The organism is Streptomyces sp. SAI-170 (genome assembly GCF_049739565.1).
GTDB lineage: Bacteria > Actinomycetota > Actinomycetes > Streptomycetales > Streptomycetaceae > Streptomyces.
The window spans coordinates 4,696,112-4,712,094 of record NZ_JBMGQD010000001.1 but is presented as its reverse complement, the minus strand read 5'-3'; the positions used below and the strand labels follow the sequence as shown (position 1 = coordinate 4,712,094).

Annotated in this window: 14 protein-coding genes; 2 read left to right on the top strand and 12 right to left on the bottom strand. The window is 72.5% G+C overall.

The window, feature by feature from the left end; all coding sequences use genetic code 11:
• Positions 1-4: 4 nt before the first annotated feature.
• From RKD23_RS21140 to RKD23_RS21105, 8 genes are read right to left on the bottom strand one after another with little or no spacing between them, the layout of a single operon-like run.
• Positions 5-742 (bottom strand): TetR/AcrR family transcriptional regulator, encoded by a 738-nt coding sequence (locus RKD23_RS21140; protein ID WP_424855075.1) that lies wholly within the window; start codon positions 740-742, stop codon positions 5-7.
• Entirely contained in the window at positions 730-1,464 is a 735-nt protein-coding gene (locus RKD23_RS21135) for an enoyl-CoA hydratase family protein (protein ID WP_424855074.1), read from the bottom strand. Before RKD23_RS21135 ends, RKD23_RS21140 begins: the two co-directional genes overlap by 13 nt.
• Entirely contained in the window at positions 1,461-3,056 is a 1,596-nt protein-coding gene (locus tag RKD23_RS21130) for a 4-coumarate--CoA ligase family protein (protein ID WP_424855073.1), read from the bottom strand. The genes RKD23_RS21135 and RKD23_RS21130 overlap by 4 nt, the downstream gene beginning before the upstream one ends.
• Positions 3,057-3,073: 17 nt before the next feature.
• Positions 3,074-4,213 carry an acyl-CoA dehydrogenase family protein gene (locus RKD23_RS21125; protein WP_424855072.1) on the bottom strand — a complete coding sequence of 380 codons (1,140 nt, stop codon included), beginning with the start codon at positions 4,211-4,213 and terminating at the stop codon, positions 3,074-3,076.
• A 54-nt stretch (positions 4,214-4,267) separates the two neighbouring features.
• Positions 4,268-6,118, bottom strand: coding sequence for a biotin carboxylase N-terminal domain-containing protein (locus tag RKD23_RS21120; RefSeq protein ID WP_424855071.1), 1,851 nt, complete (start codon positions 6,116-6,118; stop codon positions 4,268-4,270).
• Positions 6,119-6,130: 12 nt separating this feature from the next.
• On the bottom strand, positions 6,131-7,771 hold the full coding sequence (locus RKD23_RS21115; protein ID WP_424855070.1) for an acyl-CoA carboxylase subunit beta: 1,641 nt from the start codon (positions 7,769-7,771) through the stop codon (positions 6,131-6,133).
• A complete protein-coding gene (locus tag RKD23_RS21110) occupies positions 7,726-9,393 on the bottom strand; it encodes an acyclic terpene utilization AtuA family protein (protein WP_424855069.1) in 1,668 nt (555 codons plus the stop codon). The genes RKD23_RS21115 and RKD23_RS21110 overlap by 46 nt, the downstream gene beginning before the upstream one ends.
• Positions 9,390-10,184 (bottom strand): TIGR03084 family metal-binding protein, encoded by a 795-nt coding sequence (locus RKD23_RS21105; RefSeq protein ID WP_424855068.1) that lies wholly within the window; start codon positions 10,182-10,184, stop codon positions 9,390-9,392. Before RKD23_RS21105 ends, RKD23_RS21110 begins: the two co-directional genes overlap by 4 nt.
• A 115-nt stretch (positions 10,185-10,299) precedes the next feature.
• Here RKD23_RS21105 and RKD23_RS21100 point away from each other — a divergent pair, with 115 nt between their 5' ends.
• On the top strand, positions 10,300-11,148 hold the full coding sequence (locus RKD23_RS21100) for a helix-turn-helix domain-containing protein (RefSeq protein ID WP_424858295.1): 849 nt from the start codon (positions 10,300-10,302) through the stop codon (positions 11,146-11,148).
• Positions 11,108-11,302, top strand: a complete 195-nt coding sequence (locus tag RKD23_RS21095; RefSeq protein ID WP_424855067.1) for a DUF397 domain-containing protein — start codon at positions 11,108-11,110, stop codon at positions 11,300-11,302. The genes RKD23_RS21100 and RKD23_RS21095 overlap by 41 nt, the downstream gene beginning before the upstream one ends.
• A gap of 6 nt (positions 11,303-11,308) precedes the next feature.
• Here RKD23_RS21095 and RKD23_RS21090 read toward each other — a convergent pair whose 3' ends face one another.
• The 4 genes from RKD23_RS21090 to RKD23_RS21075 all read right to left on the bottom strand — a co-directional run bounded on the left by RKD23_RS21090 (position 11,309) and on the right by RKD23_RS21075 (position 15,942).
• A complete protein-coding gene (locus tag RKD23_RS21090) occupies positions 11,309-11,569 on the bottom strand; it encodes a hypothetical protein (protein ID WP_424855066.1) in 261 nt (86 codons plus the stop codon).
• Positions 11,566-11,928, bottom strand: a complete 363-nt coding sequence (locus RKD23_RS21085; RefSeq protein WP_424855065.1) for a DUF6247 family protein — start codon at positions 11,926-11,928, stop codon at positions 11,566-11,568. Before RKD23_RS21085 ends, RKD23_RS21090 begins: the two co-directional genes overlap by 4 nt.
• A gap of 108 nt (positions 11,929-12,036) precedes the next feature.
• Complete coding sequence (locus tag RKD23_RS21080; RefSeq protein ID WP_424855064.1) at positions 12,037-12,972, bottom strand: EamA family transporter; 936 nt, start codon at positions 12,970-12,972, stop codon at positions 12,037-12,039.
• A gap of 96 nt (positions 12,973-13,068) precedes the next feature.
• Positions 13,069-15,942, bottom strand: coding sequence for an FAD-binding and (Fe-S)-binding domain-containing protein (locus tag RKD23_RS21075; protein ID WP_424855063.1), 2,874 nt, complete (start codon positions 15,940-15,942; stop codon positions 13,069-13,071).
• Positions 15,943-15,983 lie beyond the last annotated feature (41 nt).

Below are 15,983 nucleotides of genomic sequence, written 5' to 3'. Positions count from 1 at the left end.
GGCGTCAGCCCAGCGCCTCCTCCAGCAGTGCGCCCCACTGCGCCACGACCTTGTCCCGCCGCGCCGCGTCGTCGGTGAGCAGGTTGGCCAGGCCCAGGCCGCGGGCCATGTCCAGCAGGCCCTGGACGGTCTCGCGCACTCCTGGCCGGGTCTCGTCGGCGGCGAGCAGGTCGACGGCTATGCGATGGGTCTCCCGGCCCACGCGCGCCTCCAGCTCGGTCACCCGTCCGCGCAGCTGCTCCTCGTTGGACGCGGCCACCCACAGGTGGAGGGCGGCACGGAACAGCGGGCCGGTGTAGAGGTCGACGAGGGCTGCGACGACGGCCCGCCGGTCACCGGCCGCGCCTTGGGGGAACAGGGCGCGCAGGGCTGTGGACCGTTCCTCGGCGACGTACTCCACGGCGGCGGTGAACAGGTCCTCGCGGGTCGGGAAGTGGTGCTGTGCGGCGCCTCGGGAGACGCCCGCGCGTTCGGCGACGACGGAGACCGTGGAGCCCGCCCAGCCGTGCTCGGCGAGGCAGGCCACGGCGGCTTCCAGGAGCCGCTGCCGGGTGGCCCGGCTGCGGTCCTGCTTGGGCACGCGGTCGGCGCGCTCGGCACGGCCGGCGGCGTCGCCGACCGTGTCACCGGCCGCGCCGTCGACCGTGCCGTCTGCCGTCACAGCACCCGTGCCGTCTGCCGTCACAGCACCCGTGCCGTCTGCCGTCACAGCACCCGTGTCGTCTGTCGTCACAGCACCCATGGTGGATCCCGTCGTTCGAGGAAGGCCGTCATCCCCTCGCGGGCGGGCGCGGAGGCGAACAGCCGGGCCGAGAGCGCGGTGAGGCGGCCCGCGTCCCGGTCGAAGGCCTCCAGCACCCTAGCTGTGAGCAGGCGTTTGGTCTCCGCCAGGGCCTGCGGCTCGGACCTGCGCAGACCGTCCAGGATCGGCTCCAGTACGACGTCCACGTCCTCGCCCGCCGCCGTGAGCAGGCCGACCCGCGCGGCCTCGGCCGCGTCGAACCGCTCCCCGGTGAGGTAGTACCGGGCGAGGGCACGCGGGTCGGCCCGCGGGATCACCGGGAGGGAGATCACCGCGGGGGCGACCCCGATGCGGACCTCGGTGAGGGCGAAGCTGGACGCGCTCGACGCCGCCCCGATGTCGCAGCAGGCCAGCAGGCCGAGGCCGCCCGCGCGGACGTGCCCGGTGACGCGGGCGACGACCGGCTTGGGCAGCTCCACGATCTGCCGCAGCAGGGCGACGAGCGCGTCCGGGTGCGGCGGATCGCGCAGGTCGGCCCCGGCGCTGAAGGTGTTGCCGGTGTGGGTCAGGACGACCGCGCGCACGTCGGCGTCCTTGCCGCAGTCCGCGAGCGCGTCCGCCAGCTCGCCCACGAGGGCGGCCGACAGGGCGTTGCGGGTGTCCGGGGAGTCGAGGGCGAGGGTCTCGATCCCACGGGTGCGCGTACGACTGATGAACGTCACGTCCGCTCCCCGAGTTCCCCCGCCTGCGGTGATTTTCTGAGTTCCCGTCGCAGGATCTTCCCGGAGGCCGCCCGTGGCACGGTGTCGATGAAGGTGACGCGGCGGACGCGTTTGTACGGGGCGACGCGCTCGGCGACGTACATCATGACCTCCCCTTGCGTGAGCCCGTCGACGTCGGGCCGGCGGACGACGTGGGCGTGCGGGATCTCGTTGCCGTTCTCGTCGTGGGCGCCGATGACAGCGGCGTCGAGGATGCCCGGATGGGTCAGCAGCAGCGCCTCCAGCTCGGCGGGCGCAACCTGAAATCCCTTGTACTTGATCAGTTCCTTGACCCGGTCGACGACGAACAGCCAGCCGTCGCCGTCCACATGGCCGACGTCGCCGGTGTGCAGCCAGCCGTCGGCGTCGATCATCGCGGCGGTGGCGTCGGGCCGTCCGAGGTAGCCCTTCATGACCTGTGGGCCGCGGATGAGGATCTCGCCGGACTCGCCGGTGCCGAGGTCCTTGCCGGGGTCGTCGAGGGACACGATCCGCATCTCGGTGCCCGCGATCAGCTTCCCGACCGTGCCGGGCGGCGCCTGCTCCATGGCGTCGAGCGGGACGACGTGCGTGCCCGGCGACAGCTCGGTCATGCCGTACGCCTGCCCGACGGGCGGCAGGCCGAGCCGCTGCGAGCAGGCCGCGGCGAGCTGGGCGTCCAGTGGGGCGGCCGCGCTGATCAGGTACTTCAGCGACGACAGGTCGTATTGCGCGACCGCCGGGTGCTTGGCCAGCGCGAGGACGATCGGCGGGGCGACGTACAGGCCGGTGATGCGGTGGTTCTGGATCGCGGCGAGGAAGGTGTCCAGCTCGAAGCGGGGCAGTACGACGACGGTGGCGCCCTTGCGCAGGGGCGCGTTCATCAGGGCGGTGAGGCCGTAGATGTGGAAGAAGGGCAGCACGGCGAGGATGCGGTCGCCGGGGCCCGCGGTGACGGCCGGTTCCAGCTGGGCGAGGTTGGTGGCGATCTGCCGGTGGGTGAGCATCACGCCCTTGGGTACGCCGGTGGTGCCCGAGGAGTACGGCAGCGCGGCCACGTCCTCGGCGGGGTCGACGGCCGCCTCGGGATCGGGGGCGGTCGAGGCGAGCATGTCGATCAGCGACCGGTGCCCGGGGGCGCTGTCGCACACGAAGATCTCCCGTACGCCGCCCGCGAGTTCGGCGGCCCGCCGCGCGGTGGCGAGCAGTGGTGAGACGGTGACGATCCAGCGGGCCGCCGAGTCGCCGAGCTGCTTGGCGAACTCCTCCGCCGTGGCGAGCGGGTGCACGGTGGTCACCGAGGCCCCCGCGCGCGTGGCGGCGTAGAACGCGGTCGGGAAGGCGATGGTGTTGGGGCTGTGCAGGGCGAGGACATCGCCCTTGCGCACCCCTGCTTCGGCGAGTCCGGCGGCGATCCGCCGGTGGAACCGGTCCAGTTGGGCGTACGTGATCGTGGTGCCGTCCGTGCCGTCGACGAGCGCGGGCGTGTCACCGAAGTCGGCGGCCCGGCCCAGGACCGCGTCGTGGATGGGCAGGTCGACGGGCGGTACATCGGCGTACTCACTGCGGAACACGGTTCCTCCAGGACGCTCTAGTACGACTTGGGCAGGCCCAGGGTCTGGTGCGAGACGTAGTTGAGAATCATCTCCCGGCTCACCGGCGCGATACGAGCCACGCGCGCGGCCGTTATCAGCTTCGCCAGCCCGAACTCGCGCGTGAGGCCGTTCCCGCCGAGCGTGTGCACGGCCTGGTCGACCGCCTTCACGCATGCCTCTCCGGCCGCGTACTTCGCCATGTTCGCCGCCTCGCCCGCGCCCATGTCGTCCCCGGCGTCGTACAGATGGGCCGCCTTCTGCATCATCAGCCGGGCCAGCTCCAGCTCGATGTGGGCCTGTGCGAGGGGGTGGGCGATCGCCTGGTGCGCGCCGATCGGCGTCTTCCAGACCGTGCGGTCACGCGCGTACTCGATCGCCTTGCCGAGCGCGTAGCGGCCCATGCCGATCGCGAACGCGGCCGTCATGATCCGCTCGGGGTTGAGGCCGGCGAAGAGCTGGAGCAGACCGGCGTCCTCGTCGCCGACGAGCGCGTCGGCGGGCAGTCGTACGTCGTCCAGGGTCAGCTCGAACTGCTTCTCCGCCGCCTGGAGTTCCATGTCGATCTGACGCCGCTGGAAGCCGTCCGCGTCCCTGGGGACGATGAACAGGCAGGGCTTGAGGTTGCCGGTGCGGGCGTCCTCCGTGCGGCCGACGATGAGGGTCGCGTCCGCGATGTCCACGCCGGAGACGAACACTTTGCGGCCGGTGAGGAGCCAGTCGGCTGACGCCGGGTCCTTGCGGGCCGTGGTGGTGATGCGGTGGCTGTTGGAGCCGGCGTCCGGTTCGGTGATGCCGAAGGCCATGGTCTTCGTGCCGTCGGCCAGGCCGGGCAGCCACTGTTGCTTCTGGGCCTCTGTGCCGAAGCGGGCGATCACTGTGCCGCAGATGGCTGGTGACACCACCAGCATGAGGAGGGGGCTGCCTGTCGCTCCCAGTTCCTCCAGCACGATGGAGAGGTCGGTGATGCCGCCGCCTCCGCCGCCGTATGCCTCCGGCAGGTTGACGCCTAGGTAGCCGAGCTTGCCTGCCTCTTGCCAGAGCTGGTCCCGGTTGTAGTCGGGGCCGTGGCGTTTGCCGAGGGCCTGGACTGCTGAGCGGAGGGCCTTGTGTTCTTCCGATTCGATGTGCGTGGTCACTGTTCTCCTCGGGCTTTCCGTTATTGGTGGTTGCTCGCGCAGTTCCCCGCGCCCCTAAGGGACGTTTCCGTCGACCACTGCCAGGAGTGCGCCTACCTCCACTTGCTGTCCTGGGGCCGCGTGCAGGGCCGTCAGGGTTCCTGTTGCCGGGGCTGTGATCTGGTGCTGCATCTTCATCGCCTCCAGCCAGATCAGCGGGGTACCGGCCTCGACGAGAACGCCCGCCTTCAATCCGTCCGCCACTCGGACGACCGTGCCCGGCATGGGGGCCAGCAGCGACCCCGGGGCGTGCTGGGTCTCGGGCTCGGGGAAGCGCGGGAGGGCGCGTAGGACGGTGTTGTTGACGTGGACCTGGTCGCCGTACGCCGTCACCTCGAACTTCCGCCGTACGCCGTCCACCTCCAGTACGACGAGACGCGCGTCGGCGTGCACCACGCGCGCGCCCTCCACCTGGAAGCCCGCGCGCGTGGGCGTGTAGCGGGCCTCGTGCTCCTCGCCGGCCATCTCGTAGCGCTTGGTCTGCGGCTGGGAGGGGACGTTGCGCCACGCGCCGCCGAAGCGGGAGCGGCCGTGGGTGTCGGCGAGGGCGGCGGCCAGGGGGGCGAACGGGTCGGGCGCGGGTGCCGTCAGCTCGGGGAGGTGGCGGTCGTAGAAGCCTGTGTCCATGCGGGCGTCGGTGAACTCCTCGTGCCGAAGGGAGGCGAGGAGCAGGTCCCTGTTCGTCGTCGGGCCGTGCAGCACCGTGCGTTCCAGGGCGCCGGCCAGCTTGCGCAGGGCCTCGGCGCGGGTGGGGGCGTGGGCGACGAGTTTGGCGAGCATGGGGTCGTAGTGGACGCCGATGTCGTCGCCGTCGGTGTAGCCGGTGTCGAGGCGGATGCCGTCGGGGACGGCGAGGCGGTGCAGGGTGCCGGTCTGCGGGGCCCAGTCGCGGGCGGGGTCCTCGGCGTAGAGGCGGACCTCGACGGCGTGGCCACGCGCGTGTGGCGGGTCGGCGGCCAGGGCGTGGCCCTCGGCGATCCGGATCTGCTCGGCGACCAGGTCGAGGCCGAAGATCTCCTCCGTGACCGGGTGCTCGACCTGGAGGCGGGTGTTCATCTCCAGGAAGTGCGCCGTGCCGTCGGCGACGAGGAACTCGACCGTGCCCGCGCCGGTGTAGTGCACGGCGTGCGCGGCGCGTACGGACAGCGCGCGCAGCTCCTGCGCGAGCTGCTCGGGGAGTCCGGGTGCCGGCGCCTCCTCGACGACCTTCTGGTGGCGGCGCTGGAGGGAGCAGTCGCGGGTGCCGAGCGCCCAGACAGTGCCATGGGTGTCGGCGAGGATCTGCACCTCGACGTGGCGGCCGTTCTCGACGTAGGGCTCGACGAACACCTCGCCGTCCCCGAAGGCGCTCGCGGCCTCGGCACGCGCTCCCTCCAGGGCGGTGGTCAGGTCCTCCAGGCGGCGCACGACACGCATTCCGCGCCCTCCGCCGCCCGCGGCCGCCTTCACCAGCACCGGCAGGTCGGCGTCCGTGACGTCGGTGAGGGGCGCGATGCCCAGCAGTTGCTTCGCGCGGGTCTTGGACGCCATCGCCTCGATGGCCTCGGGCGGCGGGCCGATCCACACCAGCCCGGCGTCGAGGACGGCCCGCGCGAAGTCGGCGTTCTCGGAGAGGAAGCCGTAGCCGGGGTGCACGGCGTCCGCTCCGGCGGCGAGGGCGGCCTTCACGATCAGGTCGCCGCGCAGGTAGGTGTCGGCGGGGGCGGCCCCCGGGAGGCGTACGGCGGTGTCGGCCACGCGCGCGTGGAGGGCGTTCTCGTCGGCGTCCGAGTGCACGGCGACCGTCCGGATTCCCAACTGACGGCAGGTGCGGAAGACGCGGCAGGCGATCTCGCCCCGGTTGGCGACGAGCAGGCTCTTGATCACGTGAATGTCCCCTCACATCCGGAAGACGCCGAAGCCGCCGCGCACGCCCTCGAAGGGCGCGGTGTGGACGGCGGACAGGCACAGGCCGAGGACGGTGCGGGTGTCGCGCGGGTCGATGACGCCGTCGTCGTAGAGCCGCCCGGACAGGAACATCGGCAGCGACTCCGACTCGATCTGCTGCTCGACCATCGCGCGCAGGGCAGCGTCCGCGTCGTCGTCGTACGGCCGGCCCTTCGCCGCCGCCGACTGCCGGGCCACGATCGACAGCACGCCCGCGAGCTGCTGCGGGCCCATGACGGCCGACTTGGCGCTGGGCCAGGCGAACAGGAAGCGCGGGTCGTAGGCCCGCCCGCACATGCCGTAGTGCCCGGCTCCGTACGAGGCGCCCATCAGGACCGACAGATGGGGAACCTTCGAGTTCGAGACCGCGTTGATCATCATGGAGCCGTGTTTGACGATGCCGCCCTGCTCGTACTCACGGCCCACCATGTAGCCGGTGGTGTTGTGGAGGAAGAGGAGGGGGATGTCGCGTTGGTTGGCGAGCTGGATGAACTGCGCGGCCTTCTGGGACTCCTCGCTGAACAGGACGCCCTGGGCGTTGGCGAGCACGCCCACCGGGTAGCCGTGCAGCGACGCCCACCCGGTCACCAGACTGGTCCCGTACAGCGGCTTGAACTCGTCGAAGTCGGAGGAGTCGACGATCCGGGCGATCACCTCGCGCGGGTCGAAAGGCACCTTGAGATCACCGGGGACGATGCCGAGCAGTTCCTCGGGGTCGTACTTGGGCGGCTCGGCCGGTCCCGGATCGTCGTACGCCTTGCGGTGGTTGAGGCGGGCGATCACGCGGCGGGCCTGGCGCAGGGCGTCGTGCTCGTCGACGGCGAAGTGGTCGGCGAGGCCCGACACACGCGCGTGCATGTCGGCGCCGCCCAGCGACTCGTCGTCGCTCTCCTCCCCGGTGGCCATCTTGACCAGCGGCGGCCCGCCCAGGAACACCTTGGCCCGCTCCTTGACCATGATCACGTGGTCGGACATGCCCGGGATGTAGGCGCCACCGGCGGTGGAGTTGCCGAAGACGACGGCCACGGTCGGAATCCCTGCGGCGGAAAGCCGCGTGATGTCCCGGAAGATCGCGCCCCCGGGGATGAAGATCTCCTTCTGCGACGGCAGATCGGCGCCACCGGACTCGACGAGGCTGATGCAGGGCAGCCGGTTGGCGAGCGCGATGTCGTTGGCGCGCAGGGCCTTCTTCAGCGACCAGGGGTTGGACGCCCCGCCGCGCACGGTCGGGTCGTTGGCGGTGATCAGGCACTCCACGCCCTCGACGACCCCGATCCCGGTGACGAGCGAGGCCCCGACCGCGTACTCGCTGCCCCAGGCGGCCAGCGGCGACAGCTCCAGGAACGGCGTGTCGGGGTCGAGGAGCAGCTCGATGCGCTCGCGCGCGAGCAACTTCCCCCGCTTCCGGTGCCGTTCGACGTACTTCTCTCCCCCGCCCGCCAGCGCCTTCGCCTGCTCGGCGTCGAGGGCGGTGAGCTTGGCGAGCATGGCCTCGCGGTTCGCCCGGTAGTCGGGGCTCGTGGTGTCCAGGGTCGAGCCGATGACCGTCACAGAAGAGCCTCCGGTATGTCCAGGTGGCGTGAGCGCAGCCATTCGCCGAGCGCCTTGGCCTGCGGGTCGAAGCGGTGCCGGGCGGCGACGCCCTCGCCGAGGACGCCCTCGACGACGAAGTTCAGGGCACGGAGATTGGGCAGGACGTGCCGGGTGACGTCGAGCCCGTCGCTCTCGGGGATGAGCTGCTGGAACCTCCGCACGGTCAGCTCATGGGCCAGCCACCGCCAGGCCTCCTCCGTCCGCGCCCACACGCCCACATTCGCGTCCCCGCCCTTGTCCCCGCTGCGCGCCCCGGCCACCAGCCCCAGCGGGGCGCGCCGCACCGGCCCGGCGGGCAGCGGTGCGGGCAGCAGCGGCTGCGGCACGTCGTCGAGTACGAGGCTGTCGGCCGGCGGCGTCACGGCGATACGCCGCCCGTCGTCGAGCACGGCCGTGTGCGCGACCGCGCCCTGCGGGACGTACACCGCGTCGAAGACGCCGTAGGGCGTGCCCTTGCCCGGCAGGTCGGCGACATGGAAGCCGGGATAGCTCGCCAGCGCCAGTTCCACGGCGGCCCCGCTGAGCGCCTTGCCCACGGCGGACTGGTCGGGGTCGCGCACGACGAGCCGCAGCAGCGCGCTGGCCGTCTCCTCGGTGCCGGCGTCCGCGCGGTCGGTGCGGGCCAGCTCCCAGCGGGCGTCGGCGACCTTGGCGAGAGCGGGCTCCAGCTGTCGCCGCACCAGGTCCGCCTTGTCCTCGATGTCGAGCCCGGTGAGCACGAAGACGACCTCGTTGCGCCAGCCGCCGAGCCGGTTGCGGCCGACCTTCAGCGTGGGCGGCGGGGCCTCACCGCGCACGCCCTCGATGCGGACGCGGTCGGGGCCGACCTGGGTGAGCCGTACAGTGTCCAGCCGGGCGGTGACGTCCGGTCCGGCGTACCGGGCGCCCTGCGTCTCGTACAGCAACTGCGCGGTGACGGTCCCCACGTCCACGAAGCCGCCCGTCCCCGGGTGCTTGGTGATGACGCTGCTGCCGTCCTCGTGCAGCTCGGCGAGGGGGAAGCCGGGGCGGGTGGTGTCGCCGTCGGTGAAGAAGGCGTAGTTGCCGCCGGTGGCCTGTGTGCCGCACTCCAGCACATGCCCGGCGACGACCGCACCCGCGAGCCGGTCCAGGTCACCCGGCCCCCACCCGAAGTGCGCGGCGGCGGGCCCCGTGACCAGCGCCGCGTCGGTGACCCGCCCCGTGACCACGACATCCGCGCCCTCGCGCAGACACGCGGCGATCCCGAACCCACCGAGATACGCGTGCGCGGCGAGGCTGCCGGGGTGGTCGGCGGTGAGGTCGTCACCCTCGACGTGAGCGACCCGGACGGGGATGCCGAGCCGTTCGGCCAACTCCCTGACCTTCTGGGCGAGTCCAGCGGGGTTGAGCCCACCGGCGTTGGCGACGATCCGCACCCCCCGCTCGTGCGCGAGGCCGAGGCACTCCTCCAACTGGCCCAGGAACGTGCGCGCGTACCCGGCGGAGGGGTCCTTCAGCCGGTCGCGGCCGAGGATGAGCATGGTCAGCTCGGCGAGGTAGTCGCCGGTCAGTACGTCGAGTTCACCTCCGGTGAGCATCTCGCGCATGGCGTCGAAGCGGTCGCCGTAGAAGCCGGAGGCGTTGCCGATCCGCAGGCTCACGCGTCAGCCCCCTTGGGGGCGCGGCCCTCTCCGGGCGGCCCCGCGAAGGCCTGGGCGATGTCCAGCCACCGCTCGGCGTCCGCCCCTACGGCGTTCAGTGCGAGGTCGTCCCGGTGGGCCCGCTGGGTCACCAGCAGGCAGAAGTCCAGGGCGGGGCCGGTGACGCGCTGAGGGGCGTCCTCGGGGCCGTAGGCCCACACCTCCCCGGAGGCGGAGAGCAGCTCGACCCGGAACTCGCCCTCGGGCGGGGTGAGCCCCCGCGCCTGGAAGGCGAAGTCCCGCGCCCGCACCCCGATCCGCGCCACATGCCTGAGCCGGTCGGTGGGCGGTCGTACGACACCCAGCGCGTCGGCCACGTCCTGCCCGTGCGCCCACGTCTCCATCAGGCGCCCCGTCGCCACGGAGGCAGCGGACATGGGCGGCCCGTACCAGGGGAAGCGAGCGCCCGGGGGCGCCGCCCGCAGCGCCGCGTCGAGCGCCTCGCGCCCCTCGCGCCAGCGGGCGAGCAGCTCGCCGGGAGGCAGGGCCGCGCCCTCGTCGGCGCCGTCGTCCACGAACGACTCCGGCGCCTTGAGGGCCTGCTCCACCAGCCCCCGGAAGGCCTCCGCGTCCGTGACGGCCAGCAGGGCGGAGTGGTCGGTCCAGGCGAGGTGGGCGATCTGATGGGCGATGGTCCAGCGGGGCGCGGGGGTGGGCAGTCTCCACCGCTCGGGCTCCAACTCGGCCACGATTCGGTCGAGTTCTTCGCTCTCAGCGCGCAGGTCGTCGAAGACGGGCGTCGGGTCGGCCATGCGGCGAGGATGGCAGCGCCGCCAGAAACAAGCAAGCGTGCTTGCATTAATTTCTTTCCGCATTTCCGGGACCTGTGCGCACCCGGCTGGCTACCGTGAGTGACAGGAGGTGGTCATCGTGCACATCCGCGAACTCGACCCCAGTGCGTCTCCCTTGGACTACTACGGCTACGAGCTGCGCCGCGCCCGCGAGGCCGCGGGGCTCACGCAGAAGGCCCTGGGGTCGATCGTCTTCTGTACGGGGTCCCTGATCGGGCAGATCGAGACGACGATGAAGGTGCCGACCCGGGAGTTCTCGGAGCGGGTGGATGCGGCGCTGGGGACGGACGGGTTGTTCTCGCGGCTGGTGGGGCTGGTGCTGCGGAGCCAGTTGCCGAGTTGGTTCCAGCCTTATGCGGAGATGGAGGCGAAGGCGGCGTACATCTCCACGTTCCAGGCGCAGGTGGTCTACGGACTTCTCCAGACGGAGGCGTACGCACGTGCGCTGCTCGGCGTTCGCGAGGACCGCGACCTCGACGCCAAGGTGGCTGCGCGGCTCGATCGTCAGCGTCTTCTGGACAGGGACGATCCGCCCGTGGCGTGGGTGGTGCTGAGCGAAGCCGTGCTGCACCAGGAGATCGGCGGTCAGGAGGTCATGCGCGAGCAACTGGCGCACCTGTTGGCCATGCAGGAGCGCAAGTGGCTGGACATTCAGGTGCTGCCGTTCGAGGCCGGCGAACACACGGGCCTGATGGGCTCGTTCAACCTCCTGCGCTTCCGAAGCGACCCCGACATCGTCTACACCGAGGACTTCGTCCAGGGGCACATGACGGCCAATCCAGAAGCTCTCAAGGAGGGTTCGGCCCGTTACGATCACTTGCAGGCCGCGGCCCTCTCCCCGAGGGACTCGACCGCGCTGATCGCCCGTGTGATGGAGGAACGTTATGGGAACCGAACTGGACCTGACGGGCACGATATGGCGTAAGTCCTCTTACAGCGGCGACACCGGAGGGGACTGCCTCGAGGTCGCCGATCTCCAGCCCCACCTCGCCGTCCGGGACTCCAAGAAGCAGGACGGCCCCACCCTGCGCTTCCCCGCGAGGGCCTGGTCCGCCTTCGTGGAGTCGGTCAAACACTGACCACTGTCACAGCTCGGGGTCGGGCGTGATCTGCCAGATGGTGACCATCTCCGACCTCGGCGTGATCATGTAGACGAAGAAGCCACCCGCGACAAAGGCGTGCTTGGCCCCTTCGTCCGCCTCCTGGTACGCGACCCCATGGAGGTACAGCGCCTCTGCGGCACGGACCAGTTCGTCGGCGGCTTTCTCCACCTCGGCCAGGAATCCGGGCGGCGCACCCGCCGCCACGGTTTCTTCGTCCGGGACGTACTCCCAGCGCCAGGTCACCGCGTCGCCACCGCTTCGGCCGCGGCGCGGTAGAGGACACTCGCCGCGGTGAGGTGCTCGCGGGCCTCCTCAGGGGAGGCGGCTATCCGGGCGAGGTATTCGGCGCGGTGGTACCGCTTCGCTGTCTCCGGGTGGCGCTCGATCTCGATCAGAGCGGCCCAGTGAGCCAGATACGCGTGCACGGGCTTCAGTGACCCGTGCTCGACGGCCTCGGCCAGCGCCTGGTCCTTGGCCCTGTCATAGGCCGGGAGAAGCGCGGGGGCCACGACGGCGCAGGCCGCACGCAGAGCGCCCGGTGACCGCTCAGGGCGAGGGATCGTCGGGCGGTCGTCGGCCGCCTCGGTGTGCTGCAGGCTCATGCTGCCGTTCCCTTCGTGCCCGGGGACCGACGGACCGGCCGAGCCCCAGGTTCCGGTTGATGCGGAACACGGGTCCGACTCTAGTCCGGCCGGACCGGGCCGGGCCGCTCAAACCTCGGGAACTGCCTTCCCCCGCCCCACCTGCGTCCGCACAGCCCCCATGCTCGCCCCGATGACCAGGGCGATCGCAGCGGACTGCGTGGCCGTGAGGGCCTGGTCCAGGATGAGGAAGCCGGCCGTCGCGGCGATGGCCGGTTCCAGGCTCATCAGGACCGCGAAGGTGGAGGCGGGGAGGCGTCGGAGGGCGAGGAGTTCGAGGGTGTAGGGCAGGACGGAAGACAGGATCGCCACGCCCGCGCCCAGGCCGATCGTCACCGGGTCGGTGAGCTTGGCGCCCGACTCGGCGATGCCCAGGGGCAGGAAGAGCAGTGCCGCCACCGCCATGGCCAGGGCGAGGCCGTCCGCCTGGGGGAAGCGGCGGCCGGTGCGGGCGCTGAAGACGATGTACGCCGCCCACATCGCGCCCGCTCCCAGGGCGAAGGCCACGCCCACCGGGTCGAGGTCGCTGAAGCCTCCGCCGCCGAGCAGGAACACTCCCGCGAGGGCGAGCCCTGCCCAGACGAGGTTCACCAGCCGCCGGGAGGCGATCACGGACAGCGCGAGCGGGCCGAGCACCTCCAGGGTGACGGCCGCGCCGAGCGGGATGCGGTCCACGGACTCGTAGAACAGGCCGTTCATCGCGCCCATGGTGATGCCGAAGACCACCACCGTACCCCAGTCGGCACGCGTGTGCCCCTTCAGCCGGGGGCGGCACACGATCAGCAGCACGAGCGCGGCGACCAGGAGCCGCAGGGTCACCACGCCGAGCGCGCCCGCGCGCGGCATGAGCGTCACGGCGAGGGCCCCGCCGAACTGCACCGAGATCCCGCCGGCCAGCACCAGTCCGACCGGCCCCAGAGAACCGCCTCGTCGCCCGCCGGTCCCTGCCGAGGCGACCGGCGCTGACGCCGTGGTGGGCGTGGAGGTGGTGCTCGAAGTGGTCACGGGGGCTTCCTGAGGGCTGGGCGCGAAGGGGATCTTGTTCATTACGATGCACTTGCCAGTCCACGGTAATGGACTCGGGTCAGGCATGTACAGCGCTCACGCCCCTGACTCCTTGTCGGCCAGTCCCTCGGCCAGCACCTCCGCGAGATGCCGCCCCCGCACCCCGGCCAGTTGCTCCAGCTGCGTGCGGCAGGAGAAGCCGTCCGCCAGCACCACCGCGTCCTGCGGAGCCGACCGCACCGACGGCAGCAGTTGCTCCTCCGCGCAGGCCACCGAGACGTCGTAGTGGCCACGCTCGAAGCCGAAGTCGCCCGCGAGGCCGCAGCAGCCGCCCGACAGCTCGCCCGACAGGCCGGCTGCCGCGCGCAGCCTCCGCTCGGCCGCGTCGCCGAGGACCGCGTGCTGGTGGCAGTGCGTCTGTCCGACCGCAGGGCGGTCCAGCAGGGGCGGTCGCCAGCCGGGCGCGTACCGCTCCAGCGCCTCCGCGAACGTGACCACCCGCTCCGCCAGCCGCGCCGCTCGCGGGTCGTCCCGCAGCAGCTCGGGCAGATCGGTCCGCAGCGCCGCCGCGCAGCTCGGCTCCAGCACCACGACCGGCATCCGCGCCCGAAGCACCGGCTCCATCAGGTCGAGCGTGTCGCGCAGGGCCCTTCGGGCCCGGCCGAGCTGCCCGGTGGAGACGTACGTCAGCCCGCAGCACACCCGCCCCCTGCGGACTCCCGCCAGCGCGAACGCGGACCGGGTGCGACCGTCCGCGAGCCGCCCCCCGCGCGGGAAGAGCGTCGGTGGCAGTGCCACACGCAGTCCGGCCGCCTCCAGGACCCGCACCGCCGCCCGGCCCACGTTCGGCGACAGATGCTCGGTGAAGGTGTCCGGCCACAGCACCACCGGCTCACCCGGACCCACAGCGGGTTCTCTGCGCCGCCACCAGCGGGTGAACGGCTCGGGCGCCAGCTTCGGGATCTCCCGCTCGGCCGCGATGCCGCCGAGGCGCCGGGCGAGCCGGGCGAGGGGCCGTAGACCCGCCAGGGCATTCACCAGGCCCGCCGCCCGCAGACGGGCCGTCCACCGCAGCCACTCCGGCAGGCGGCCCATGCTGTAGTGCGCCGCAGGCCTGCGGCGGCCCGCGTAGTGGTGGTGCAGGAACTCCGCCTTGTACGTGGCCATGTCGACGCCGACCGGGCAGTCCGAGCGGCATCCCTTGCAGGCCAGGCACAGGTCCAGCGCGTCCCGGACCTCCGGCGAGCGCCAGCCGTCGGTCACCAGCTCCCCGGCGAGCATCTCGTGCAGCAGGCGGGCGCGCCCGCGCGTGGAGTGCTCCTCCTCGCCCGTGACGCGGAAGGAGGGGCACATCACCGACGGGCCCGCCGGAGAGGGAGTACGGCACTTCGCGACCCCGACACACCGCCGTACCGCCGCCGTGAAGTCGCCGCCGTCGGACCGGTAGCCGAAGGCCACGTCCACCGGCTCGCGCGGCAGGACCGCGAAGCGCAGGTCGGCGTCCAGGGGCGCCGGGCGGACCAGGATGCCGGGGTTGAGGAGGTCGTCGGGGTCCCAGACCGCCTTCGCGCGTTCGAAGAGCGCGACCGTCTCCGGCCCGTACATCACCGGCAGCAGCTCCGCCCGCGCCTGCCCGTCGCCGTGCTCACCCGACAGGGACCCGCCGTGGGCGACGACCAGACGGGCGAGTTCCTCGGAGAAGCGGCGGAAGCGGGCCACGCCGGGCCCGGTCAGCAGGTCGAAGTCGATGCGGACGTGGATGCAGCCGTCGCCGAAGTGGCCGTACGGCGTGCCGCGCAGGCCGTGGGTGGCGAGCAGGGCGCGGAAGTCGCGCAGGTAGGCGCCCAGGCGGGCGGGCGGTACGGCGCAGTCCTCCCAGCCCGGCCAGGCCTCGGCGCCGTCGGGCATACGGGTCGCCGTGCCGGCGGCGTCCTCGCGGATGCGCCACAGCGCGCGCTGCCCGGCCGGGTCGGTGACGACCAGCGCGTCGAGAGTGTCGGCCGCGCGTGCGATCTCCTCCGCACGCGCGCGTGCCTGCGCCGCCGTCTCCCCGCCCGTCTCCACGAACAGCCAGGCCCCGCCCCGGGGCAGCCCGGCCGCGTCCGCCGGCACCAGGTCGGCGGCCATCCCCTCCACGGTCAGCGGCCCGTACGGCAGCAGGCCCGCCGCCGCCTCCGCGGCCGCGCTCTCGTCGGCGTACCCGAGGACGGCGAGGGCACGCGCGCGTGGCGCCTCGACGAGCGTGACGACCGCTTCCGTGAGGACGCCGAGCGTGCCCTCGGAGCCGCAGAAGGAGCGGGCGACGTCCGCGCCCTTCTCCGGCAGCAGCGCGTCCAGGGCGTAGCCGGAGATACGGCGGGGCAGGTCGGGGAAGCCGGTGCGCAGGCGTTCGAGGTCGCCGAGGACCAGGTCCCGCAGCCCCTCGGGTGCCCCGGCCCAGCCCTGTCCGAGCCGCAGCCGCTGTCCGCGCGCGGTGACGACGGCCAGCTCCCGCACGCTGTCGGCGGTCGTGCCCCAGGCCACCGAGTGCGAGCCGCAGGAGTTGTTGCCGATCATCCCGCCGAGGGTGCAGCGGCTGTGGGTGGACGGGTCGGGGCCGAAGCGCAGGCCGTGCGGGGCGGCGGCCTCCTGGAGCCGGTCGAGGACGAGACCGGGCTGGACGACGGCGGTGCGGGCCTCCGGGTCGAGGGAGACCAGGCCGTTCATGTGCCGGGTGAAGTCCAGGACCACGCCCGTGCCGGTCGCCTGGCCCGCGATCGACGTACCGCCGCCGCGCGGCACGACCGGCACGCCGTGCTCCCGGCACACCGCCAGTACGGCCGCCACGTCGTCCGCGTCGCGCGGCGCGACGACCCCGAGCGGGACACGCCGGTAGTTGGAGGCGTCCATGGTGGTCAGGGCGCGGGCGGTGACGTCGAAACGGACATCGCCCCGGACGGCCCTGCGCAGTGCGGCTTCCAGATCCGTCATGCACCCAGCCAACCAGTCCGTCCGTTCCCCGCGCGTGTCTC